Raw genomic sequence first — 23,943 nt, 5'->3', positions numbered from 1 at the left:
TCAATCCTTTAAATATTGTTGTTCTAAATCGCTTAAAGCGTTAATTTTGTTTGCTAAGATTTGTTTTTGATCTTCTAGATCGTTTAGGTGTTTTTCTTTTTCTGTTTGAGCGAGCGCAATTTCTTGTTTTTTATGCGTGATTTCTAGCTCGCATTGATCTTTTAAGTTTTTGAGGGATTTTTCCAAGCATTCGTTAAACAAGCTTGGTAAAACTTTTTTAAGATGATTTTCAACCTCTGGTATCACTTTTTCTTCAATCAAGTTTTCTATTTTTTTTAGCTCTCTTTCCGCATTTCTAAAGAACGAATAAATAATATCAGGCAAGAATGTCAATAAATCTTTTAAAAGAGGTTTTAACCCTTGCAAGATCAGTGCAAAGGGTCTTGTAGCCGGGCGCTTGGATAAAATCACGCTTAAAGCGTTGATCCCTAATTCAAGGCTATGCTCTAAATTTACAGAAAAACCGCTAGAAAGCTGCGTGTTGTTCAAGCTTTCAAATTCTGCGCAAAAATCTTTTGAAAAAGAAAGGTTGATCTTTTCAATCTCTAATTTAGCGTTTTTGATCAAGCTTTGTTGCATGATGCTTTCTATTTCGCTATTGAACTCGTTAGGCTTGTTGATTAAAGAGGCTAAATAGGATTTTTGATCCCTAACCTCTCCTACTACTTTTTTAACCACCGATCCCACAGCCACGCTAGAATATTCTTCTTCTAAATTAGCCCTTAATTTTTCATAGGTTTTTTCAATGTCTTTAACGCTCAAATCCAAAGCTTGTATTTCTTCTAACGCCTTTTCTTTAGAATAATCAAAGCTTTTAATCACGCTTTTTAGGCTGTTTTGTAACCGGGAATTTAAAAACTTCAATCGTTTCAAATACAAAGCGCTAAAAAGCTTTTCAGCGTCTATTTTATCCGCCACCTCTAAAAGAGCGTTATTGTCTTTATTAGAATAAATAAGATGCGTTGTCAAATCAAGGTGATCCTGGATTTGCTCTTGAATATAGTGAGAAATCTCTTCTACTTGCGAAGGCGTTCTTAAATCCGTTTTACTCAAAATAAAGCTAAGGCCTTTATCAAACTCTAAAAGGTTTTTTAATTCCCTAACCATGCGTTTAGTGAGACTGCCCTCTTCTACGCTTACAAGAATGACAAAATGCACGCCCCTTTCTAAATATTCCAAAATGGCATGGGTGTGGCTTGAAATGGGGCTATCAAACCCAGGCATATCCACAAACACTAAAGGCGCGCTATCTTTTAGGGCTTCATTATTCAAATAAACCTTGAGATAGGAATACTTCGCCGCATTCTCTTTAATCGCCTCAAAACTTTGCTCATTCAGTTCAAAACTCTCTGCTTTTTCATCATTGTTTGAAAAAGCCTCTATGCGTTCATTAGCGCTATAGTGCAACTCAGTGGCTAAAGAAGTCTCTGGTGTGATACCGGTAGGCAAAACGCTGCTGCCTAAAAAGCGGTTTAATAGCGTGCTTTTGCCTGCACTAAAATTCCCCACAACGGGTATCACAAGCTGTTGTTTTTGAATGCTCGCTAAAAGAGTAGAGCATTCTGTTTTATCGATCTCCACTTCTTTTAAAACTTCTAAAACCTGTTCTAAAAACTCCACAAAATTCGTTTGCGCGCGTAAAATCATTACCAATCCTTTATATTAAAAATTAAAAACTAAATCAGACGCAAAAATCCCTAAAATAAAATATGGGTATGGGTTTATATGGGGGTGAAAAGATAAAACGGCTGACTAGAGAGAGAGAGAGAGAGAAAGCGAATTTTTAAGAATAATCATCATTACAAACTCCTAGCACCATTTAATGGTGGGTATTATACTTGATTTTTCACAATCAAAACTAAAAAAGCTCAAAAATATTAAAGAGCTTGATTTTAATCAAACGATAACCTCTTGGAAAAAAGCGGAAATAAAGGATATTGAAATTCAATAAGGCTTAAACCCTTACAACCCATGCGTTTGAGAATAAAACAATTTCATTTCTTTAGAAGCGAACTGATTTTTTAAATCTTTTGCTAGAGATAAAGCGATCTCATCGCTTAAAAAAAGCTTGAATTTAGCGTAGTCTTTGCGCCCGCTCACCTGCTCTTTTTGGCTTAAAAGCAATGAAGAAGCGGCGTATTTATAGCATTCCACATAAAAAAAATCATCAAAGCCTTTTTCAAACAAATAATCTATTAAAGCGTCTTTCAAGCAAATATCAATATAAATTTCTAAAGCCAGCATGCGAAATCCTTTAACTCAAACGATTTTAATCTTTTTAGCGATGAGCATGAACATGGGCGGCAGTAAGAGTAAGGTTAGAGCGCTTGAAGTGACTAAGCCTCCAAGCACCACGATCGCTAAAGGTTTTTGGACTTCTGATCCCACGCTATGAGAAAATAATAAAGGTATCAAACCCAAACCGGCAATGCAAGCGGTCATTAAAACCGGCCTCAAACGCCTTTTAGCGCCCAATAAAACGCATTCTTCCACGCTTTTCCCTTGTAAAAGAAGCTCTTTAAAATAGCCTATCATCACCACGCCATTTAAAACCGCAATCCCAAAAAGAGCGATAAAGCCCACGCTCGCTGGCACTGAAATATACTCCCCGACCGCAAACAACGCAATAAGGCCTCCGGTAACCGCAAAAGGGATATTCAAAAGAATGAGCAAGGCTAAAGGAATGCTTTTAAAAGTGAAAAAAAGAATGAAAAAAATCGCTAAGATGCTTAAAGGGATAACGGTGGAGAGCCTTTTATTAGCCCGTTGCTGGTTTTCAAACTGCCCCCCATAAGTGATATAGTAGCTAGAAGGGAGTTTGATGTTTTGAGCGATCACTTTTTTAGCCTCTTCTACAAAAGAATTTAAATCGCGCCCCACCACATTACTGCGAACCACGCTCATGCGCCTTGAATCTTCGCGCACGATAGAAACAGGGCCATCCACTTCTTCAATCTTAGCGATAGAAGTGATAGGCACTAAAACGCCATATTTTGAAGTCAAGGCTAAACTTTTGATTTTAGTGATAGAGCTTGCAAAATCGCTCTCTTGGCGGATCATCACTGGGGTTCGTGAAATCCCTGTAGGGATCACATCTACAACCAAGCCCTCTAAAGCGGATTTTAAAAACTTGGAAAATTCATCGCTAGTGATCCCCACATCCGCCATCGATTCTTTATTGGGGGTTACATACAAATAATTCACGCCCTCATTAAGCGTGGTTAAAACTTCACTAGATCCTTTAATCCCTTTTAGAGCTTGCGCGATTTGAAAACTCAACTCGTTTAAGGCGCTAATATCATCTCCAAAAATCTTAACCGCTAAATCCCCCCTAACCCCTGTAAGCATTTCAGAAATCCTCATTTCAATGGGTTGGGTGAAAGAAAAGTTAATCCCCTTAAAGTCTTTTAAAGAATCTATGATTTTTTCTAATAATTCATCTTTAGTTTTAACGCTCCATTCTTTTTTAGGGATGAAAGAAATAAAGGTATCGGTTTGATTCAAACCCCCCAAATCCAGCCCCAATTCATCGCTCCCTGTGCGCGCGACAATCGTTTTTACTTCCTTGACATGCTTTTTAATCGCGCTTTCAATGTTTAACATGAGATCTCTAGATTGATCCAAAGAAATAGAGGGGGTGGTTTCTACGCTCAAAACCACATCGCCCTCATCTAAAGCGGGCATGAAATTCTTCCCCACAAAAGGGAATAAAGAAAGGCTCGCCACTAAAAAAACAAACGCTCCTAAAATCACTTTTTTAGGGTTATGCACAAAAAATTCCAATAAAGGAGCATAGATTCTGTTTAAAAACCTCGTTAAAAAGGTTTCGCTATGGGGCGTGGCTTTTAAGACAAGAGAGCTCACTACAGGAATGATAGTGATAGATAAAACTAAAGTGCCTAAAAGCGCATACACAATGCTTTGCGCTAAAGGCCTAAACATCTTGCCCTCTAACCCCTGCAAGGTCAAAATCGGCACAAAAAACACAATGATGATCACCACCCCGCTCACCACTGAAACAGCGATTTCTTTACAAGAGCGATAAATCACATGGAGTTTAGTGGTTTTAGTGTTAGCGCTTAATTTTTCAAAAGCGTTTTCCACCACCACCACGGCTGAGTCAATGAGCATGCCTATGGCGATAACCAACCCCCCCAAACTCATCAAGTTTAAAGTCAAATTATTGAGCTTGATAAAAATGAACGCCACGGACAAGCTTAAGGGTAAAATCACCCCCACAGCCACGCTCGCCCTCAAATTCCCTAAAAATAAAAAGAGCGTGATGATGATTAAAACAATGGCTTCAATGAGCGTTTTAGAAACGGTGGCAATGGCTTTTTGCGTGAATTCAGAGCGATCGTAAAAAACATTAATGGAAACACCATTCGGTAAAAGGGGTTTTAATTCCTCTAATTTTTGATACACTTGGGTGATGATTTCTTTGGTGTTAGCGTCTTTTAAAGAAAGCACCAAGCCCTCTGTGGTCTCACCCACGCCATCTTTAGTAACAAAACCTAATCGGGTGCGAGACTGGCTGATGACTTTCGCAAAATCCTTAATGTGCAAATGCCCTAAATTCGTGGAAACGGTGATTTTGCCAATGTCTTCTAAACTCAAAGAAGCGGTTTGGATTTTGACTAAAAAAGTCTCGCCATCTCTATCCACGCGCCCCGCTCCGCTGTTTCTTAAATTCACTCTCACGGCCGATTCTAAATCAGAAATACTCACCCCAAGCCTCGCCATGTCGTTAAAATCCGGCACGATCACAAACGCTCTGCTAAAGCCTCCAATGGAATTGACATCTGCCACGCCGCTAATCATTCTTAATTGCGGGCGGATCACAAAGTCTAAAAGCTGTCGTTTTTCTATCTCGGTGATATTGCCATCAATGGTGAACATAAAAATATCTGATAGTGGCGTAACAATGGGCGCCATGCCCCCTTCAACCCCAACGGGTAAATCTTTCATCACGCTGCTCAAGCGCTCATTAACAATGTTTCTCGCTAAATAAATATCCACGCTGTCATCAAAATCTATCGTGATGTCTGAAATAGAATATTTTGAAACGCTCCTTAAAGATTTTTGCCCCTTTAAGCCTAAAAGCTCTAGTTCTAAAGGGCGCACGATGTTATTTTCCATTTCTTCAGGGCTAGAGCCGGGGAGTTTTAAAATGATTTTAACTTGAGTGGGTGAAATATCCGGGAAAGCGTCCACTGGAGTGTGGATAAAACTATAAGTCCCAAAAAACAAAATAAGAATCGCGCCAACAATCACGATCACTCTTTGGCGTAAGGAAAATTCAATGATAGAAGCGAGCATCATTCCTCCCCTAAATTGTTGATCATGCCTTTTAACCCTATCAATGACCCCACTGCCACGCTGTCATTGGGGTGTAAATTTTGAGCGTTCACGATAAAAATCTTGCTGCGCTCTTCTAAAACTTGAACCGCCACAGGCTTAAAACCTTTAGGCGTTCTCACAAACACTAAGTAATCCTTCCCATTTCTAATCAAAGCGTTTGAAGGGATTAAAACGGAGTCTTTGGGTTGAGAGCCTTGAATATACATTTCTACCATTTCCCCCACATGGTAATTGCCCTCATCTAATAAAGCGGTGGCTAAAATCGTGTTAGAGCCTTTGTCTAAAACCACCGAAACGCTTTGGATCTTCCCGATTTTTTCCCCCTCTTCATTATAAACCGGCGAATCCCTTTTAATGGTTTTAGAAACGCCTACAGGCAATTTGATTTGAGCGATCAAATCATCGCTTTTTGAAATACGCACATAGCTAGTGAAAGCCAAAATCTTCTCGCCCACATTTTTAGGCGCTAACGCTAAAAGACCGCCATCTCTAGCCACAATCCTAAAACCATACTGCCCTTTAGGGTTTTTGGGATCCACGCCAAAGCTTTTGAAAGTGGATTCTAGTTGATTGACTTTTAAGCCTATTTCTTCACTGGCTAGAAAGCTCGTTTGATACTCCCTTTTAGGAATGACACCGGCCCTATAAAGCTCTAAATCTTTTTTAGTAATATCTTTAGCGATTTTTAATTTATTTTGGTTGTTTTGCAATTCAAAATACAAATTGCTCAAATCAATAGAGCTCACTTCACAGATCGCATCTCCAGCCTTCACCTGCTCGCCCTCTCTTTTATAAACAGCGACCACAGACGCATCAAAACTCAAACTCTGCACCACAGAACTTTTACTATCAAAATCAATATAAGCGTTAAAAGGAAGCCCTTTACTAAAGATTTCTTTATCTAATTTAATCACCTTTAACCCCATGGGTTGCAAGTTTTTTTCTTCTAAAACAATTTCTGGATACTCTTTAGCTTTTAAAGAAACACCCATTGAAAAAACGCCCATTAACATAAGCCATAATAACGCCCGCTTCAATGCAATTCTCCTAATCTGGTCAAGCTCTCCCCTAAAGTCTCTTCTAAAAGCGCGCTAATATCAATGTATTCAATCTTGGCTTCCGCTAGAGTGATGAGAGCGTCCATGTAAGAATTTTGATAAATCAAGTATTCAAAAAGCCCGATTTTTTGGGCTTCATAAGCGATGCGCCCCATTTCCATCAAACGCTTCTTATTGGCAATGGCTTCTTTTTGGGTTTCAATGTATGCTTCTTTGGTTTTGAGCTGGTTTAAATAGGAGTTGGCGTTGATTCGTATGTTTCGTTTCATCACTTCATTTTGCGCGAGCGTCCCGCTTTGCAAATCCAAGAATTTACGCTTTTGATAGATATTTTTAGGCGTTACCGGTAAAGGGATATGCACTTCTATAGAAAGGTTAGTGGAAGAGTTATAGCTTTCAGAGCCAATCCCAAATTCAAATGCATTAAACACGTCTCTATTAGCCAATTTCGCATTCACCTGATAATCTTTAGCCGTCAAATCTAAAATATCCACATACAACGAGCGATCCAATTTGAACTTTAAAGCTTCAGGTTCTAAGCGCACGTATTCAAAATCCAAACCGATCACCTTGACATCATGCAAATGGTCTAAATAAGTGTCAAAATGCGCCCCCTCTTTGACTGGCTCCACAATCGCAAGCATCGTGTCTAGCATTTTTTCTAAATCTATGAGTTTGGTTTCCACATTGGTTTTAGCGAGTTTGGATTCCAAATAAGAATTATTAAAGTTGATATAATCCTTTTCACTCATGCTACCGGCTTTGACTTTTTCTTTAGCGATTTTGAGCTGCGAATAAAAGTTCGCTTCCCGTTGCGCATACACCTGATACTTTTCTTTAGTCATCACATAAGTCAAATACAAGCGTTTAGCGCCAATAAAAGCGAGATTTTTATTCAATTGATAGCTTTTATCGTATTGAATGGTTTTGATAGAAAGGCTTTTGGATAAAAGCGAACTCACCCATGGGAGCTTGGGCCTTACCATTAAAAGGGTTCTGGGCTGCGCTTCTACAATGCCTTGGAAGTTTTTCACCATAGAAGTTTCATTATAAATATAGGGGAAATCCCAAGCGTTCACGGAGCGTTGCTCATTCAAACGGCTTTTAAAATCGGCTTTTTTGCCGATCAACTCCATTGAATTAATTTCTACTTCTTTAAAAAACTCTTGTAGGGTAAAGATTTTCGCGCTAAGCATGCCCGCACTAAACATGCTCATTAAAAAAGTTACCCCCAAAAAACGCTGGACTTTGCGTTTGATAGCATTAAATCGCAATTTCTTTAATATCCCCAATTTCTAAGAAACTTTGATACACGCCCCATAAGAAATTTTTACGATTTTTTTGGATTTCTATGTCTTTATCCATGACTAGCACGCTTTTAAAATATTCTTCTAAAGGCGCATGCAAACCAAAATAAGCCTCTATTTTGCTGTCCAAACTCTCAAAAGCGCTCATTTTAATCGCATTGAACGCTTCAAAAAGGGCATGCTCTTGCGATTCTTTGAAAAGACTCGTAGAAAACTCGCTTGACTCGTTAGGGTTTCTGTCTTTATTGATATTGGCTAGGCGTTTGAAAGTGCTAAAAAGCAACTCTTTTTTTTGAGCGTTCTTGGGATCGTCTAAAAAGCGTTTTAAGGCTTTGACTTTTTGAATGATTTTAACAATATCTCGCTCATTGGTGTTTAACACGCTCCTTATAATAGAGAGGTTACAATCTATTAAATTATGAAAGCGCTCTAATAAAAACTTCTCTAAAACCTCCAAATCAAAGCGTTGATAAACGCCCACTTTTTCAAAGAGGTTTTTCAAATCCGCTTTTAAATCAAATTCTAACCCGTAATGCGCGATGATTTTCAATAGCCCAAAACTCAAGCGCCTTAAAGCAAAAGGATCTTTAGAACCGCTAGGGATTTTACCCACGCTAAAAAGAGAAAACAGGCTGTCTAATTTCAAGCTCAAAGCCACGATTGAACTAAAAACGCTAGAGGGCAAGGGAGCGTTTTCGCTTGCGGGCAAATACTGCTCTTTCACACTCAAGGCGACTAACTCGTTTTCGTTTTGTTTCAAAGCGTAGTAATAGCCCATGATCCCTTGAAGCTCGCTAAATTCATACACCACTTCACTGAGTAAATCCGCCTTAGCGATTTGAACGGCTCTTTTAACCAACTCAAGGGCTTTTTCTAAAGGCATGTTTAAAGATGAAAGATATTTTTGCGTCAAGTATTGGGCAATGATTAATTCTCGCTCCATTTTATCCTTTAAAGTCCCTAAACCTTGCACAAAAACCACGCTCTCTAAAGGAGCGTTATCTAAAGGCTTTTTGAGATCGTTTTCATAAAAGAAAACCGCATCGCTCAAGCGGGCTTTTAAAACCTTTTGATTGCCTAAAATGATTTTTTGCTTGTCTTTATTGATAGCGTTACTCACCACAATAAAGCCGTTGTGCAATGTTGGGCTTTCTTCTTGGCTTTTTTGACAAAAGGTTGCAAAATAGCGCTGGTTTTCTTTCATGGAAGTAATGATAATTTCACTGGGTAATTTTAAAAACGCCTTGTCAAACTCACCTAAAAGCACGCTGGGGTATTCCGTGATCGCTACAATCTCATCTAATAAATCCCTATCTATTTCTACGCTAATGTGATGCTTTGTTTCTAGCTCTTTAATTTCTTGTAAGATTTTAGCTTCGCGCTTTTTAGGGTCCAAAATGACATGGTTTTTCTCTAAAACTTCAAAATACGCTTTGGGGCTATCCACCTGGATAAAATCAAAACCCTCTTGTCGGTGCGCTTTCGTGGCTTGCTTGGTTTTAAAACCATACTCTTTGACTTCAATATCGTTAAAATTTTCCCCATTAAACAACACGCAAATATTATGAATGGGTCTGATAAAGCTTTTTTCCACATTGCCCCAACGCATAGACTTCCCGAAATTCAAACCCTCTAAAAACTCTAACACAATAGGCATGACTAAATCTTTTGTAGGCTGTTTGGCGTGGATTTTAGCGTGATAAAGCACTTCTTTATTGTTTTTAAATGCTGTTTGGAAATGCTTGGGATCCTTTAGTCCTAATTTTTGATAAAACCCTAAACCTAACGCGTTCAACCCTTGCGTTTTATCTTGATGATTGCATGCGATTTTAACCGGAGGCCCAAAAAATTCCTCTTTGGTTTCTTGGGTTAAAAGAGGAAAGTCTTTAATAAACAAACACAAGCGCCTAGGGGTGTAAAAAACTTCTATAGTTCCCACTTCTAAAGCGCGTTTTTGAAAAAGAGCGTGGAGTTTTTTAGGCATTTCTTTATATTCATTCAATAACGCTTGCGCGGGCAATTCTTCAACTAAAATCTCTACTAACAATTCATCTGAATGCAAAATCTCAATTCTCCCTAAAAAACAAAATCACTTTTAAGACTAAATCATGTTAGAATTATACTTGAATTTATTTTTAGTTTAGTTTATTTTTTAAATACAAAAGGTAGGCGTTTTGAAACATTTAACCCCACTCACTCACACCCTTTTTAAAGCCTTATGGCTAGGTGCAGCCTTAAGTGCATCTTTAAGTTTGGCCGCAGCAGAAAGCCCCACTAAAACAGAGCCTAAGCCCGCTAAGGGGGTTAAAAACAAACCCAAATCGCCCGTTACTAAAGTCATGATGACCAATTGCGATAATCTTAAAGACTTTAACGCTAAGCAAAAAGAAGTCTTAAAATCCGCTTATCAATTCGGCTCTAAAGAAAATTTAGGCTATGAAATGGCAGGCATTGCATGGAAAGAATCATGCGCAGGGGTTTATAAAATCAATTTTTCGGATCCGAGCGCGGGCGTGTATCATTCTTATATCCCAAGCGTTCTAAAAAGCTATGGGCATAACGATAGCCCCTTTTTGCGTAATGTGATGGGGGAATTGCTCATTAAAGACGATGCGTTTGCTTCTGAAGTGGCTTTAAAAGAGTTGCTCTATTGGAAAACACGCTACCATGACAATCTAAAAGACATGATTAAATCTTACAACAAGGGCAGTCGTTGGGAAAAAAACGAAAAATCTAACGCTGATGCTGAAAAATATTATGAAGAGATACAAGACAGGATCAGGCGTTTGAAAGAATCTAAAATCTTTGATTCGCAGTCTAGTAATGACCAAGAATTGCAAAAAAGCGCTAATAGCAACCTAGATTTAGACCCTATCGGCAACGCCATGCCCCAAACTTTAGCTAAAACAGAGACCAAAGAAACTCAAATAGAGGAAACTCAAACGCAAAAATCCCAAGAAATGAAAGAGGCAACTAGCGAGCAAACAGCCAACAAGCCAGAAAAAGCAAAAGATAAACCCATGTATTTGGCTCAAATCAACAGCACTGATTTCACACCTACTAAAAAAAGCCCAAAAAAACCGGCTAAAGCGAGTCCAAAACGCTCCTCTAAAAATAATATAAATAATATTAAAAGCCACACTAAAACCGCTTCCAAAAATTCCAAAAAACAAGAAGTGTGCAAAAATTGCTCTCCAGGGCAAAGGAATGCGATTTTAGCCAACCACATCACTCTCATGCAAGAGCTTTAAAAAGTCCTAAGAATGGCGCAAAAAACTCTTTTGATTATCACTGATGGCATTGGGTATCGTAAAGATAGCGATCATAACGCTTTCTTCCATGCCAAAAAACCCACTTATGATTTGATGTTTAAAACCTTGCCTTATAGCCTGATTGATACGCATGGCTTGAGCGTGGGCTTACCTGAAGGGCAAATGGGGAATTCTGAAGTGGGGCATATGTGCATTGGGGCTGGTAGGGTGCTTTATCAAGATTTAGTCAAAATTTCTTTAAGCCTTCAAAACGATGGGTTAAAAAACAACCCCGCTTTTTTAAACACGATCCAAAAAAGCCCTGTGGTGCATCTTATGGGTTTGATGAGCGATGGGGGCGTGCATTCACACATTGAGCATTTTATCGCTCTGGCTTTAGAGTGTGAAAAATCCCATAAAAAAGTCTGGCTGCATTTAATCACCGATGGGCGCGATGTGGCTCCTAAAAGCGCTTTAACTTATTTAAAACAAATGCAAAATATCTGCAATGAAAACATTCAAATCGCTACCATAAGCGGTCGTTTTTATGCGATGGATAGGGATAAGCGCTTTGAAAGGATTGAGCTTGCGTATCATAGCTTAATGGGGCTTAATCACACGCCTTTAAGCCCTAGCGAGTATATCCAAAGCCAGTATGATAAAAATATTACCGATGAATTTATCATGCCCATTTGTTTTAAAAATTATTCTGGCATGCAAGATGATGAAAGCTTTATTTTTATCAATTTCAGGAACGATAGGGCTAGAGAAATCGTGAGTGCTTTAGGCCAAAAGGAATTCAATGGCTTTAAACGCCAAGCTTTTAAAAAACTCCATATCGCTACCATGACGCCTTATGACAACACTTTCCCCTACCCTATTTTATTCCCCAAAGAAAGCGTTCAAAACACGCTCGCTGAAGTGGTGTCTCAACACAACCTGACCCAAAGCCATATCGCTGAAACTGAAAAATACGCGCATGTAACCTTTTTCATCAATGGCGGAGTGGAAACGCCTTTTAAAAATGAAAACCGGGTGCTTATCCAAAGCCCAAAAGTTACCACTTATGATTTAAAGCCTGAAATGAGCGCTAAAGAAGTAACCCTTGCGGTGTTAGAGCAAATGAAACTAGGCACGGATTTGATCATTGTGAATTTTGCTAATGGCGATATGGTGGGGCATACAGGGAATTTTGAAGCGAGTATTAAAGCGGTAGAAGCAGTGGATGCATGTTTAGGGGAAATCCTTTCACTGGCTAAAGAATTAAATTACGCCATGCTTTTAACCAGCGATCATGGGAATTGCGAACGCATGAAAGATGAAAACCAAAACCCCTTAACCAACCACACTGCCGGGAGCGTGTATTGCTTTGTTTTGGGGAATGGAGTCAAATCCATTAAAAACGGAGCCTTAAACAATATCGCTAGCAGCGTGTTAAAACTCATGGGCCTTAAAGCCCCAGCAACGATGGACGAACCCCTATTTTAAACTAAAGGAAAAGAATGCAAATTGATGACGCATTATTGCAACGCTTGGAAAAATTGAGCATGTTAGAGATTAAAGACGAGCGTAAAGAGAGTGTTAAAGGCCATTTAGCGGAGGTTTTAGGCTTTGTGGAAAACATCTTCGCTTTAGAAACTAGCACGCTAAAAACAGAGACAGAGCTATGCACCCCTTTAAGAGAAGACGAACCCAAAAGCCAACCCCACATCGCCAAAGAGATTTTAAGCCACAACAAACACAGCCAGGATCATTACTTCGTTGTGCCCAAGATTATTGAATAGGTTTGATTGAATAGGCTTAATATCAAGTGAAAAGCTTGATTTTTGAAATCAAATAGGCAGAAAAAAGCTATCGCTTGACTGAAATTAAGTTTTTTACTATTTTAAAAGGGCTTTCAGCCTTTTTTTAACTCATCAATCACTTCCACTAACCCCGCAATCGCCTTTGTGATTTCTTCATGCGTGATAATATAAGGGGGCATGAGGTAAATGGTGTTGTTTAAAGGGCGCAGTAACAGGCCTTTCTTTAGAGCTTTTTTAAAAACCGCCAAACTCAAACGCTCTTTGGTTTGAATAAAGGCTTCAAAGGCAAAGACCATGCCCAAATGCCTTAAATCAGACACCACTTGTTGCTCTATCAAGGGTTTTAACGCGTTTTGGAGCGTATTAAAAATCAACTCGCTTAAAGCCTTGTTCTTTTCAATAACATTTTCTTTTTCAAAAATATCCAGCGTAGCGTTCGCGCATGCACATGCTAGGGCGTTTCCTGTGTAGCTGTGCGAATGCAAAAACGCTTTATTTTCTTCATAGGGGGCGTAAAATTGGTTATAGATTTCATTATGCGTTAATAACGCGCTTAAAGGCAAATACCCCCCACTAATCCCTTTAGACAAGCATAAAAAATCAGGCTCGATCCCGCATTGTTCATAAGCAAACATGCTCCCTGTGCGTCCAAACCCGGTGGCGATTTCATCAAAAATAATGTGGATGTTTTTTTGCTTGCATAATAAAACGGCTTGTTTTAAATATTTCGTGCTATAAATATGCATATTCCCTGCACATTGCAAAAGAGGCTCTGCAATGAAGGCGCAAATTTCTCCACCATGTTTATCCAACAAACGCTTTAAAGCGTTCAAACTATTTTCTATTTCATTGTCGTTTTTAGGCACGGGTGTGGTGAGATTTTTGAGTAATAGTGGGGTGTAAGTGTCTTTATAAAGTTTCACATCGCCCACGCTTAACGCTCCCAAAGTCTCGCCATGATAGGAATTAGAAAGCGATAAAAAAAGCTTTTTAGGGCGCGTTTGGTTTTTTAAAAAATGGGCGTGATAGCTCATTTTCAAAGCGATTTCAATGCAAGATGAGCCGTTATCCGCATAAAAGCATTTGTCCATATGAGTGAGCTGGCAGAGCCTTTGAGAGAGCGTGATGATGGGCTTATGGCTAAAAGAGGCCAAAAGGACATGCTCTAAATTATCAATTTGATTTTTGAGCCGCTGGCTGATGTAGGCGTTATTATGCCCAAAAAGATTCACCCACCATGAGCTGATCAAATCCATGTAGGCGTTATCGTTAAAATCATAGAGGTAAATCCCTTGAGCCTTTTTAATGGGGATAATGGGGAAATTTTGATGCTCTTGCATTTGCGAGCAAGGGTGCCAAAGGTATTCTAAATCCAAAGCGGCCAGATTTTCTTGAAAATTCATGTTAAAAACTCTCTATAATAAGGATAATTTTAATAACCTTTGGTTAAAATAAGGTTATTTGATTTTACTATAAGGTTGTTTAAACCTGAATTTCACATTTTTGATTTTTTAAAAGGGATTAGAGTTCTTATGATTGAATGGATGCAAAATCATAGAAAGTATTTAGTGGTTACGATATGGATAAGCACGATCGCTTTTATTGCCGCCGGAATGATAGGTTGGGGGCAATACAGCTTTTCTTTAGATAGCGATAGCGCTGCCAAAGTGGGACAGATTAAGATTTCTCAAGAAGAATTAGCCCAAGAATACCGCCGCCTTAAAGACGCTTATGCTGAGTCTATCCCTGATTTTAAAGAACTCACCGAAGATCAAATCAAAGCCATGCATTTAGAAAAAAGCGCTCTAGATTCACTCATCAATCAAGCCCTATTGAGAAATCTCGCTTTAGATTTAGGGCTTGGCGCTACCAGGCAAGAAGTGGCTAAAGAGATCAGAAAAACAAGCGTTTTTCAAAAAGATGGGATTTTTGATGAAGAATTGTATAAAAATATCTTAAAACAAAGCCATTACCGCCCCAAGCATTTTGAAGAAAGCGTTGAAAGGCTTTTAATCCTTCAAAAAATCAGCGCTCTCTTCCCCAAAACCACTACCCCTTTGGAGCAGTCTAGTTTATCGCTTTGGGCAAAATTGCAAGACAAATTAGACATTCTTATCCTAAACCCTAGTGATGTTAAAATCTCTCTTAATGAAGAAGAGATGAAAAAATATTACGAGTCTCATAAAAAGGATTTTAAAAAGCCCACAAGCTTTAAAACACGCTCTTTGTATTTTGACGCTAGTTTAGAAAAAACTGATTTGAAAGAGTTGGAGGAATACTACCATAAAAACAAGGTGTCTTATTTGGACAAAGAGGGGAAATTGCAGGATTTTAAAAGCGTTCAAGAGCAAGTCAAGCATGATTTAAGCATGCAAAAAGCGAATGAAAAAGCCTTAAGGAGTTATGTCGCTCTAAAAAAAGCGAACGCGCAAAACTACACCACACAAGATTTTGAAGAAAACAACTCCCCCTATACTGCTGAAATCACGCAAAAACTCGTCGCTCTCAAGCCCCTTGAAATCCTAAAACCAGAGCCTTTTAAAGATGGTTTTATTGTGGTGCAGCTCATCTCTCAAATTAAAGACGAATTGCAAAATTTTGATGAAGCCAAAAGCGCTCTTAAAACCCGTTTAATTCAAGAAAAAACCCTTATGGCGTTGCAAGCTTTAGCTAAAGAAAAGCTTAAGGATTTTAAAGGGAAAAGCGTGGGCTATGTAAGCCCTAATTTTGGAGGTACTATTAGCGAACTTAACCAAGAAGAAAGCGCTAAGTTTATCAACACTCTTTTTAACCGCCAGGAAAAAAAGGGGTTTGTAACCATAGGTAATAAAGTGGTGCTTTATCAAATCACAGAGCAAGATTTCAACCACCCCTTTAGCGCAGAAGAAAGCCAATACATGCAGCGTTTAGTCAATAACACTAAAACGGATTTTTTTGATAAAGCGTTGATAGAAGAATTGAAAAAACGCTATAAGATAGTCAAATACATTCAATAATGCAAGGGGAAATCATGGAACATAAAGAAATCGTTATAGGGGTTGATATAGGCTCTAGAAAGATTTGCGCGATAGTGGCTGAATTTAAAGACGGGATTTTACGCATCATTGGCACCGCTCATCAAGACTCTAAAGAAATCAATTCAAAAGCCATTAAAAGAGGGCGTATCAATAGCCTTGCTCACGCTTCTAACGCCATTAAGGAAGTGATTAATAGCGCTAAAAAAATGGCAGGTTTGAACGCTGATGAAGACAGAAACAACCCCATTTCCTCCTTTAGAGAATCGTATCACCCCAAAACTAAGGCGATCGTTTCTTTTTCTGGGGCTTATACCGAAAGCATTAGAGATGTTACCGGTGTAGCCAGCACTAAAGACAATGTGGTTACTATAGATGAAATCAATCGCGCTATCAATAACGCATGCGCTAAAGCAGGCTTGGATAACGACAAACACATTTTGCATGCCCTCCCTTATCGCTTCACTTTAGACAAACAGGAAGTGAATGACCCCTTAGGAATGAGTGGGACTCGCTTAGAAGTCTTTATCCACATTGTCTATACAGAAAAAAATAACATTGAAAATTTAGAAAAAATCATGATCCAATCCGGGGTGGAGATTGAAAACATCGTGATCAATTCTTATGCAGCCTCGATTGCCACCTTGTCTAATGATGAAAGGGAATTGGGCGTGGCTTGCGTGGATATGGGCGGAGAGACATGCAACCTTACGATTTATAGTGGCAATTCCATACGCTATAACAAATACTTACCCGTAGGCTCTCACCATTTGACTACGGATTTATCGCACATGCTCAATACCCCATTCCCTTACGCTGAAGAAGTTAAGATCAAATACGGGGATCTTTCTTTTGAAAGCGGCACAGAAACGCCCTCTCAAAGTGTCCAAATCCCTACCACCGGCTCGGATGGCAATGAAAGCCATATTGTGCCACTTAGTGAAATCCAAACTATCATGAGGGAAAGGGCTTTAGAAACTTTTAAAATCATCCACAGGAGCATTCAAGATAGCGGATTAGAAGAGCATTTGGGCGGGGGCGTTGTGTTAACCGGTGGCATGGCTTTAATGAAAGGGATCAAGGAATTAGCCAGAACCCATTTCACTAATTACCCGGTGCGTTTGGCGGCCCCTGTGGAAAAATACAATATCATGGGCATGTTTGAAGATTTGAAAGATCCTCGCTTTTCAGTCGTGGTTGGCTTGATTTTATACAAAGCAGGGGGGCATACCAATTATGAAAGAGACTCTAAAGGGGTTATCCGCTACCATGAAAGCGATGATTACACAAGAACAGCCCATCAATCAAGCCCTACCCCCCATATCCATTCATCGCCCACAGAAAGGAATTTGAGCGATTTAAAAGCCCCTAACACTCCTTTAAACACCGCTAAAAACGATGATTTTTTACCTATAAAACCCACCGAACAAAAAGGTTTTTTTAAAAGTTTCCTTGATAAGATTTCTAAAATCTTTTAAGATACAGCCATTTCTTTATGCGATAAAAACGCCTTGATAGTTATCAAAAGCCAGAAAACATGGTATAATCCTCTAGCTATTTATCAAAGTTTAAGATTTGCAAAAATCGTATCTCAAGGGGAATGTGGCTATGGTTCATCAATCAGAGATGGAAAATTATAATATCGGTCAAGCGAGCATTGAAGAAGTAAGCGATCCAGCTTATAAAGGGGCTAAGATTGTCGTCATCGGTGTTGGAGGTGGGGGGTCTAACATGATTAAACACTTGGTTGAATACGGCGTGCATCAAGATGTTACCCCTATTGCAACGAACACTGATGGCCAACACCTCAAAAACAATCCCGCTCCGGTTAAAATCCTTTTAGGCAAAGAATCCACTGGAGGTTTAGGCGCTGGAGGGGTTCCTGATATTGGTAGGAAAGCCGCTGAAGAAAGCGCTAATGAAATTAGAGAAGCGATTAAGGACGCCAAATTAGTCATTGTCTCTACAGGGCTTGGAGGAGGGACTGGGACTGGAGCCACCCCTACTATCGTTAAAATCGCAAAAGAAGTGGGAGCGCTCACGATTGCTATCGTTACTAAGCCTTTCAAATACGAAGGATCTCAAAAAAGCAAGAAAGCCGAAGAGGGGTTAAAGGAATTGGAGCAATCTAGCGATTCTATTTTGGTTATCCCTAATGATAAAATTCTTTTGACCATGAAAAAAAACGCCAGCACCAAAGAATGCTATAAAGAAGTTGATGATGTCTTGGTTAGGGCTGTGAGCGGTATTTCTACGATCATCACTAAGCCCGGTGATATTAATGTTGATTTTTCTGATTTAAAAAGCGCTCTTGGTTTTAAAGGCTTTGCGTTAATGGGTATTGGTGAGGCCACTGGCGAAGAATCCGCTAAATTAGCAGTGGAAAATGCGATCCAATCGCCTCTTCTTGATGACGCTTCTATTGATGGGGCTAAGAGCATTATTGTCTTTTTTGAGCACCACCCTGATTATCCTATGTATGCTTATTCTCAAGCTTGCATATCTATTCAAGAACGAGCCAATCAAGATGTTGATGTTAAGTTTGGCCAACACACGAGCGAGAGTATCCCCATTGATCATGTGCGCGTTACTATCATTGCAACCGGTGCTGAAAGAAACAGCGGTGGAGCGGGTTTGGAATCTATCGCTACGCCTTCTCAGCCTGTGGTGAAACAAACAAGAAAAGTGGGTAATAGCGATTTTTTAAGAATCCCCACTGAAGAAGAACTATCCACACCCACAGCCATAAGAATCCAGCAAGATTAATTGCAGATCTCGCTTTCCCCCCTATTTTTATAGGGTCATAATAAAGCGGTTTGTTGGGTTTGCTCCCATTTATTTTTTTAGAATAAAATTAAGAAGCTTTGATTTTAAAACTTTGATTTTTCGTTATGCTGATTTTTAGAGCGTTTAGAGAGGTTTTAAAGTGCTTAAAGGGGAATATCCCAAAGCACCCCTTGGTTAATGAAACGCTAGAAACCCATTTGGCAAAAATCAAGGGCTTTGTTTTTCACACTCACCACCCCTGAAACTATACGCTCCGTTATGAATTTGTGAGGTCAATGCATTTTTAACTTGATTGAGTTCTGCATTCTTAAGGACGGATTTGAGGGACTTCAATGACTAGATGATTGAAATCCTCACCGCTTTATCAATCTCAAAGATAAAATCATAGCGCTTATTCAAGCTGTTATAAGTGGTGTCTTTAATCAAAGCATAAACTAGGTCTATGTTTTCTACTTGTCTTATCGCTAATAAGGTGTCGTGGGATAATTTCGCGCTCACATTGATGAACTGATTGAGTAGGTCTTGTTCGTTAATGGAACAATACCCAGCGTTAGTATCAAATTGATTAGCTTTAAGGGGTTTGGGTTTGTATGTGTTATCTAGAACGCTATCCATAGTAAAGGAAGCGTTCAAGTCGTAGGAGTATCCAGGAACCCACTTGCTCCAATTTTCCCAACCACCCCTAGTTCCTCTTATTTTTCTCTGTCCGTTCTCTATCAAATTGGCTTTTAATTTAGCAAGAACACTGTTAGCGGTAATGTCTTTTTGTTCGGTTGCCTTATAAGTTCTTGCTATACTTTCATAGGTAGAGAACCCAAACCTAGCGGATTTAGATTTATCATCTCTTTTGATTTTATCTTTTTTAGTTTCGCTGTAGCTGTGTTTAGCAACGCTACGCATAAACTCCGTGAAATCAATCAAAAAATCAGGGTTTGACTGACCATTAGGTAAGGCTTCATCAGCGATAGAGTTCCTAAATTTAGGGTCTTTTAATTCAGCAAAGGGTTCTCCAAGTCTTGTTTTTTCCCCATCAAGCATCAAGTAGGGGTAAGGGGTAGTGCATATTAAAGTGAATACAGCCCCACGCTTATCTTTAGGGCTGTTGATAATAATGCTGTCTTGGTTGAACTCCCTACCCAAATTCACTATGATGTCTTTGAACTGATTTTTATTATGGAATGGTTTGAGTTCAAAACAAATAAAGCTAGTTTCTATGTTAGCTTGTGGCATACCTGCTTCTCTGTATAACCTTTAACAATTTTGTATCCTATGTAGCCCTTGTATAGGTCTAGCTTTTTTCTCAACCACTTGGTTCTTTTTTCGTTATCAGTGTTAGTGAGCATAAAGGGTTTTAAAAGGGCTTCAACTTCCTCTTTTTTCTCGCCCTCTGTTGTCTCATTCAGTTCTAAAATCTTGGTGGCTTCTTTTAATCCATAATCCGCAATAATGGCTTTATCGTTATAAGTTCTATAACCAGAGATAACTGCTACTGGGCAGTTTAGCATCCGATCGCATAATCGGCTCATAGATAAAGCGGTGGTATTCATTTTTTGAGCCATAGTCAAATCATCATAATGCACCAGATTATTGTCTCTTTTTGACCTTGTGTTTAAAACGGCTCTTAACACTGACTTTTTCTTATCATACTCTTTTAGTTGGGCTGATAGGGGTTGGTTAGAGTTGACAGAGATTTTAAAGAGAGGTAGTTGGCTTTTAGCTTCCTTGTATTCCTTAAAGGCGGGCATCAATGAGAGATGATAACGAGTTAGAATGGATAGGGTTTTTTTCGCTATTAAGCTAACTTGGTGCGTTTAGAATTATCCTCACCGATGAAAAGGTTTTTGAAGTCGCTTGACATGGGTTATCCTTTAAAATCAACCATCATAACCAACGCGTCTCACGCCAATCACTTAGAAGAGTCTTGTTTGTTGATAGAAATATCTAGCTTGTTGAAAGGGATTTCAATACGATTAGCGTCCAAGGCGTTTTTGATGCGTTCAATGAGTTCGCTCCTCACATTAAAGATCCCATCTTCAATCTTTGCCCAAACCCTAATAGTGAAATTCAGCGAACTTTGTCCAAAATCCGTGATTCCAATGAAAGTGGGCATGTTTTTATCAATTTTTTCCATTGAGTCAATAACATCTTTTATAGTCTTATGCACCAGTTCAATATCGCTCCCATACCCTACCCCACAGACCCATTCAATGCGCCGACACGCAGTGTTATTGCTATTGATAATATTAGAATTAGCGACACTTCTATTGGGTAAAACCGCCAAGCGCCCGTCATGCAAGCGTAAAGAAGTGTTAAAAAAATTAAGCGCTTCTACTTTGCCCTCTAGGCCAGAGATTTCAATGATGTCTCCTTTTTTGAACGGGTGTAAAATAATAAGGATTATCCCTCCAGCAATGCTTGAAAGGTAATCTTTTAAAGCCAACGCCACCGCAATCCCCACCGTTCCTAAAACAGTGATAATAGAAGTGGTTTGGACGCCTAGCGTGCTGAGCGCGATGATTGTAGTAATGATAAGGATTAAGATAAAAGTAACCTGTGCGACAAAATTCGCTAAAATCTCATCTTTTTTGGATAAGAGTTTCATGGTTTTGTTCCGTAAGAAAAACGAAAAATAAAAACCTATACAAAAGACAACAATAGCCTTGATTAAGATTATCCCAAAATGCTTTGCCTGCGGGAAAAAATCCACTAACAGCGTTTTAATTTCATCCATAAATCTTTCCTTGCAAATCACAAAATCGCTAACAGAGACAAGATAACTTATCCTTATGTAGCTAATTTTGACATGTTAGCATGTTTAGGACTAACCTTATTATCCACAACTCAAACGCCCAATCCAATGCCAGTGTCAAAGGGATTGGCTTTTAGCACGCTGTCTAATAAAAAAGGGTTTTTTAGTGTTGAACCTAGAGATTACTTCACGCACACCCCCTACTTGGTAGCTACCGCTCACTATATGGCAATGGTTTTTCCCTAGCTTGGCTTTAATGGATTTTATCGTTACGCTATCAACAGATACCGCTCTATAAGATTTTCGCATAAAAGCTATGATGTGTTTAAAAGTCTCTGAGTAATTCTTTAAGAATTTAGGGGAGTTGGGGCTTTCTCAATTTTGGTCAATATTGATGTGGTTAGCAATCTTAATTTTTTGACCCCTTTTATAAGGCTTATAACCTTCACCCTTCCTTTTTCTCAAAGAATGCGGATTTTAAAGGGTAGTGAAATACAACCACGCTTCAGAGCTGTTGCTAGTAGAATACACCACGCTATCTTGTTCGTATTTATATCCTAACTCTCTAACAATTGTCAATAAATCCGCACCTAATGCGTAGATAAGAAAGCTAGGTTCTTTACTGCCTTGATAAACGCCATTGACTTTAATATAACCGATTTTTGGGTATAGCTTTTTAATATCCGCTTCTCATTCCTTGTTTCTTTGGACATTCTCTGCATCGCTCATTAGGTATTTAGAAAGGATAGCACCAACAGACCCACTTATAATAATCCACAATCATATCAGCGGCGGTATCAAACCCGTCATCTTGCCATAAGATCAACTTAAACTCTCTGTTAGCTGAAAGACACAAGCACTCATCGTTATATAGATGTTTATACAATCTAGAAAGGAGCGGTTATGCTGTATTTTTCTTTTTTTAGTCAGCTCATCAAACGCCTTTAAGTTAGGGTTATTCATAGCTTCACTTAAGGTCGTTTTTAAAGTCGGTTTGATTTTGTAAGTTTTCATAGCATTGATGAGACTTTGACTGACTTTATCGCTTGTAATGTTGAAATTTTTCATGGGTTAGTTCCTAGAACGCTATCCAACCTGAACGCCTTTTTCATATCCACATAACTCATAATCCCTACTATGCCCCCATTCAATCTGTCTATCATTTCATTAGCGTCAAGTTTGGCTTTTAAACTCTGTAAGGTGTTTTCGGCTATTTGTGTGGGTTTGTAGAAAAAGAACTTCTTTCCGTGTATTTTTGAATAAGCACTTTGGAATGATTTAGCGCTAGGGTTCATATCTTTACCAAAACTGACAAGCTCTGATTTTCCTATTAACTGACCGAATTTACATTTCCTGTGTATTTTGCCAGAGAAGCCATAAGCCTCAACCCCATCAAGGTTTGGTGTGGTGCAAATGAGACTAAATCTAGCATAAACCTTACCGCCTTTTTCTACCATTTCAGGACACCACGCAATGCTGTCTTGCTCGAATTTGTTTCCTAATTTGATGAGTTCTGCTCTTAAATCAAAGCGATGGTCTTTGAGCGTATAGACAAAAAAGAAACTTCATTACTAGGAATATCGCTAGCTTTTTCTTGGCAAGAACCTTGAATAGTAATAAATCCCACTTCATGGTATAACGCTCTTAAGAGAAACTTGAGGTGTTTAGTCCGCTTCATATTGGTTTCTCTAGTATAACTTCCCCTGAATGCTGAAATAGTTCCGCATTGACCCTCCGTCATATGCTCATACAACCTAGATAGACCCGCAGCGCTCAAGTCAGCTCTTTCTGCTTCTGTGAAAGCTATTGTTCTTTTTAAGTTAGGGTTACTCGCTCTCAATTTAGCGAATTTTTCAGCCGTCCCATAATGATTAATTCAGGTTCAGTGCCATTCTTTAACTCTGACTTTTTAACATTTTAAAACCACTAGACATTGACTACCCTTTCAAATTTATTTATTATAGTTGTTATCTTACACTAATTATATAGGGATAAAAACCCAAGAAACTAAAAAATAGCGATACTATATAAAAACAAGCTTCTTAAACAAAGTAAAACATACCAATGCGTGTTATCAAATCATTAAAAACAATAAAAAAACTTAAACAAAATAAGCAAACTAAAACCTTTAAATAAAACAATAAAACATTAAACCCCTAAACAAACAAAACAATGAGTCAATAATGAAATAAGATAAAAAGCAAGACTAAGAAACATTTCCCTATCCCTGCACCGACCTACATTCCCACTCTTGAAAAGAGCAGTATTATCAGCGATGAAGAGCTTGACTTCCAGGTTCGGAATGGTTAACTGGGTAGTTCCTCTTCTCTAAAGGCACAAGGAAAAGGGAGCTAAAGATAAATCGTATTTACCCTTAACTCCCCTTTCTTTATAGGGGGCTGTTTTTAACAAAGAAGATGTTAATAGCCTTTCATTTTAAAAAGAACAGAGCGTGTCTTATCCTTATTTAAAACCAACGATAAAAGTCTTCATAAAACTCCAACTCTCTTACACTCAGTAAGGCAGTGGTAACTCATTCGCGCTTATTGTTGTTATCTTATCAAAAAGCAAAAAACAAGCCAAACGCTCTATTAGTAGTAGTCAGCTAAAT

20 protein-coding genes and 1 rRNA gene are annotated in these 23,943 nt (G+C 38.8%); 6 read left to right on the top strand and 15 right to left on the bottom strand.

Features of this window, described 5'->3' with window-relative positions; all coding sequences use genetic code 11:
* The 6 genes from QT76_RS03115 to glyS all read right to left on the bottom strand — a co-directional run bounded on the left by QT76_RS03115 (nucleotide 1) and on the right by glyS (nucleotide 9,788).
* Nucleotides 1-1,647 (bottom strand): dynamin-like GTPase family protein, encoded by a 1,647-nt coding sequence (locus QT76_RS03115; RefSeq protein WP_033616551.1) that lies wholly within the window; start codon nucleotides 1,645-1,647, stop codon nucleotides 1-3.
* Nucleotides 1,648-1,962: 315 nt separating this feature from the next.
* Nucleotides 1,963-2,244 carry a DUF3240 family protein gene (locus QT76_RS03110; protein WP_000880306.1) on the bottom strand — a complete coding sequence of 94 codons (282 nt, stop codon included), beginning with the start codon at nucleotides 2,242-2,244 and terminating at the stop codon, nucleotides 1,963-1,965.
* A gap of 15 nt (nucleotides 2,245-2,259) precedes the next feature.
* Nucleotides 2,260-5,319, bottom strand: coding sequence for an efflux RND transporter permease subunit (locus QT76_RS03105; protein ID WP_033616609.1), 3,060 nt, complete (start codon nucleotides 5,317-5,319; stop codon nucleotides 2,260-2,262).
* Complete coding sequence (locus tag QT76_RS03100; protein ID WP_033616550.1) at nucleotides 5,319-6,398, bottom strand: efflux RND transporter periplasmic adaptor subunit; 1,080 nt, start codon at nucleotides 6,396-6,398, stop codon at nucleotides 5,319-5,321. The genes QT76_RS03105 and QT76_RS03100 overlap by 1 nt, the downstream gene beginning before the upstream one ends.
* On the bottom strand, nucleotides 6,395-7,693 hold the full coding sequence (locus QT76_RS03095) for a TolC family protein (protein WP_033616608.1): 1,299 nt from the start codon (nucleotides 7,691-7,693) through the stop codon (nucleotides 6,395-6,397). The genes QT76_RS03100 and QT76_RS03095 overlap by 4 nt, the downstream gene beginning before the upstream one ends.
* On the bottom strand, nucleotides 7,683-9,788 hold the full coding sequence (gene glyS / locus QT76_RS03090) for a glycine--tRNA ligase subunit beta (protein WP_033616549.1): 2,106 nt from the start codon (nucleotides 9,786-9,788) through the stop codon (nucleotides 7,683-7,685). Before glyS ends, QT76_RS03095 begins: the two co-directional genes overlap by 11 nt.
* A gap of 112 nt (nucleotides 9,789-9,900) precedes the next feature.
* Here glyS and QT76_RS03085 point away from each other — a divergent pair, with 112 nt between their 5' ends.
* The 3 genes from QT76_RS03085 to gatC are packed head-to-tail and all read left to right on the top strand — an operon-like array spanning nucleotide 9,901 to nucleotide 12,761.
* Nucleotides 9,901-10,977: a hypothetical protein gene (locus QT76_RS03085; protein ID WP_033616548.1), complete on the top strand. Its 1,077-nt coding sequence runs from the start codon at nucleotides 9,901-9,903 to the stop codon at nucleotides 10,975-10,977.
* A 12-nt stretch (nucleotides 10,978-10,989) separates the two neighbouring features.
* Nucleotides 10,990-12,465, top strand: coding sequence for a 2,3-bisphosphoglycerate-independent phosphoglycerate mutase (gpmI, locus tag QT76_RS03080; protein WP_033616547.1), 1,476 nt, complete (start codon nucleotides 10,990-10,992; stop codon nucleotides 12,463-12,465).
* Between the two features lie 14 nt (nucleotides 12,466-12,479).
* Entirely contained in the window at nucleotides 12,480-12,761 is a 282-nt protein-coding gene (gatC, locus tag QT76_RS03075) for an Asp-tRNA(Asn)/Glu-tRNA(Gln) amidotransferase subunit GatC (protein ID WP_033616546.1), read from the top strand.
* 113 nt (nucleotides 12,762-12,874) lie between these two features.
* Here gatC and QT76_RS03070 read toward each other — a convergent pair whose 3' ends face one another.
* Nucleotides 12,875-14,185 (bottom strand): adenosylmethionine--8-amino-7-oxononanoate transaminase, encoded by a 1,311-nt coding sequence (locus QT76_RS03070; RefSeq protein ID WP_033616545.1) that lies wholly within the window; start codon nucleotides 14,183-14,185, stop codon nucleotides 12,875-12,877.
* Between the two features lie 129 nt (nucleotides 14,186-14,314).
* On the opposite strand from QT76_RS03070, the gene QT76_RS03065 reads away from it, so the two are divergent.
* The 3 genes from QT76_RS03065 to ftsZ all read left to right on the top strand — a co-directional run bounded on the left by QT76_RS03065 (nucleotide 14,315) and on the right by ftsZ (nucleotide 18,562).
* A complete protein-coding gene (locus QT76_RS03065; RefSeq protein ID WP_033616607.1) occupies nucleotides 14,315-15,778 on the top strand; it encodes a peptidylprolyl isomerase in 1,464 nt (487 codons plus the stop codon).
* 14 nt (nucleotides 15,779-15,792) lie between these two features.
* Nucleotides 15,793-17,274 carry a cell division protein FtsA gene (gene ftsA, locus QT76_RS03060; protein WP_033616544.1) on the top strand — a complete coding sequence of 494 codons (1,482 nt, stop codon included), beginning with the start codon at nucleotides 15,793-15,795 and terminating at the stop codon, nucleotides 17,272-17,274.
* 130 nt (nucleotides 17,275-17,404) lie between these two features.
* Nucleotides 17,405-18,562: a cell division protein FtsZ gene (gene ftsZ / locus QT76_RS03055; RefSeq protein ID WP_000233623.1), complete on the top strand. Its 1,158-nt coding sequence runs from the start codon at nucleotides 17,405-17,407 to the stop codon at nucleotides 18,560-18,562.
* Nucleotides 18,563-18,919: 357 nt separating this feature from the next.
* Here ftsZ and QT76_RS03050 read toward each other — a convergent pair whose 3' ends face one another.
* The 8 genes from QT76_RS03050 to rrf form a co-directional block, all read right to left on the bottom strand.
* On the bottom strand, nucleotides 18,920-19,813 hold the full coding sequence (locus QT76_RS03050; protein WP_033616543.1) for a hypothetical protein: 894 nt from the start codon (nucleotides 19,811-19,813) through the stop codon (nucleotides 18,920-18,922).
* Nucleotides 19,795-20,328, bottom strand: a complete 534-nt coding sequence (locus QT76_RS03045) for a hypothetical protein (RefSeq protein WP_033616541.1) — start codon at nucleotides 20,326-20,328, stop codon at nucleotides 19,795-19,797. Before QT76_RS03045 ends, QT76_RS03050 begins: the two co-directional genes overlap by 19 nt.
* Before the next feature lie 161 nt (nucleotides 20,329-20,489).
* A complete protein-coding gene (mscS, locus tag QT76_RS03040; protein ID WP_000343433.1) occupies nucleotides 20,490-21,314 on the bottom strand; it encodes a small-conductance mechanosensitive channel MscS in 825 nt (274 codons plus the stop codon).
* Between the two features lie 135 nt (nucleotides 21,315-21,449).
* Nucleotides 21,450-21,641, bottom strand: coding sequence for a hypothetical protein (locus tag QT76_RS07975; RefSeq protein WP_080229502.1), 192 nt, complete (start codon nucleotides 21,639-21,641; stop codon nucleotides 21,450-21,452).
* 513 nt (nucleotides 21,642-22,154) lie between these two features.
* A complete protein-coding gene (locus QT76_RS03035) occupies nucleotides 22,155-22,400 on the bottom strand; it encodes a hypothetical protein (RefSeq protein ID WP_033616540.1) in 246 nt (81 codons plus the stop codon).
* Nucleotides 22,397-22,789, bottom strand: coding sequence for a hypothetical protein (locus QT76_RS07960; protein ID WP_229303908.1), 393 nt, complete (start codon nucleotides 22,787-22,789; stop codon nucleotides 22,397-22,399). Before QT76_RS07960 ends, QT76_RS03035 begins: the two co-directional genes overlap by 4 nt.
* A gap of 62 nt (nucleotides 22,790-22,851) precedes the next feature.
* Nucleotides 22,852-23,010 carry a hypothetical protein gene (locus QT76_RS08370; RefSeq protein ID WP_180463721.1) on the bottom strand — a complete coding sequence of 53 codons (159 nt, stop codon included), beginning with the start codon at nucleotides 23,008-23,010 and terminating at the stop codon, nucleotides 22,852-22,854.
* 546 nt (nucleotides 23,011-23,556) lie between these two features.
* Nucleotides 23,557-23,674: ribosomal RNA gene (rrf, locus tag QT76_RS03020) — 5S ribosomal RNA — on the bottom strand.
* Nucleotides 23,675-23,943: the final 269 nt, after the last annotated feature.

This window comes from Helicobacter pylori SA37A (assembly GCF_000476015.1).
Classification (GTDB): Bacteria; Campylobacterota; Campylobacteria; order Campylobacterales; family Helicobacteraceae; genus Helicobacter; species Helicobacter pylori_DB.
Note: the sequence above shows the minus strand (reverse complement) of the source record. Positions and strands in the feature narration are given on the sequence as shown.

Bases quoted from the DNA above. Each gene is read 5' to 3' on its own strand.
- mscS (WP_000343433.1), bottom strand. From the start codon at position 21,314: ATGGATGAAATTAAAACGCTGTTAGTGGATTTTTTCCCGCAGGCAAAG.
- QT76_RS03110 (WP_000880306.1), bottom strand. From the start codon at position 2,244: ATGCTGGCTTTAGAAATTTATATTGATATTTGCTTGAAAGACGCTTTA.
- QT76_RS03115 (WP_033616551.1), bottom strand. From the start codon at position 1,647: ATGATTTTACGCGCGCAAACGAATTTTGTGGAGTTTTTAGAACAGGTT.
- QT76_RS03035 (WP_033616540.1), bottom strand. From the start codon at position 22,400: ATGAAAAATTTCAACATTACAAGCGATAAAGTCAGTCAAAGTCTCATC.
- gpmI (WP_033616547.1), top strand. From the start codon at position 10,990: ATGGCGCAAAAAACTCTTTTGATTATCACTGATGGCATTGGGTATCGT.
- QT76_RS03070 (WP_033616545.1), bottom strand. From the start codon at position 14,185: ATGAATTTTCAAGAAAATCTGGCCGCTTTGGATTTAGAATACCTTTGG.
- QT76_RS03065 (WP_033616607.1), top strand. From the start codon at position 14,315: ATGATTGAATGGATGCAAAATCATAGAAAGTATTTAGTGGTTACGATA.
- ftsA (WP_033616544.1), top strand. From the start codon at position 15,793: ATGGAACATAAAGAAATCGTTATAGGGGTTGATATAGGCTCTAGAAAG.
- QT76_RS03045 (WP_033616541.1), bottom strand. From the start codon at position 20,328: ATGCCCGCCTTTAAGGAATACAAGGAAGCTAAAAGCCAACTACCTCTC.
- gatC (WP_033616546.1), top strand. From the start codon at position 12,480: ATGCAAATTGATGACGCATTATTGCAACGCTTGGAAAAATTGAGCATG.
- QT76_RS07975 (WP_080229502.1), bottom strand. From the start codon at position 21,641: ATGCGAAAATCTTATAGAGCGGTATCTGTTGATAGCGTAACGATAAAA.
- QT76_RS03105 (WP_033616609.1), bottom strand. From the start codon at position 5,319: ATGCTCGCTTCTATCATTGAATTTTCCTTACGCCAAAGAGTGATCGTG.
- ftsZ (WP_000233623.1), top strand. From the start codon at position 17,405: ATGGTTCATCAATCAGAGATGGAAAATTATAATATCGGTCAAGCGAGC.
- QT76_RS03050 (WP_033616543.1), bottom strand. From the start codon at position 19,813: ATGCCACAAGCTAACATAGAAACTAGCTTTATTTGTTTTGAACTCAAA.
- QT76_RS07960 (WP_229303908.1), bottom strand. From the start codon at position 22,789: ATGGTAGAAAAAGGCGGTAAGGTTTATGCTAGATTTAGTCTCATTTGC.
- QT76_RS08370 (WP_180463721.1), bottom strand. From the start codon at position 23,010: ATGAAGCGGACTAAACACCTCAAGTTTCTCTTAAGAGCGTTATACCAT.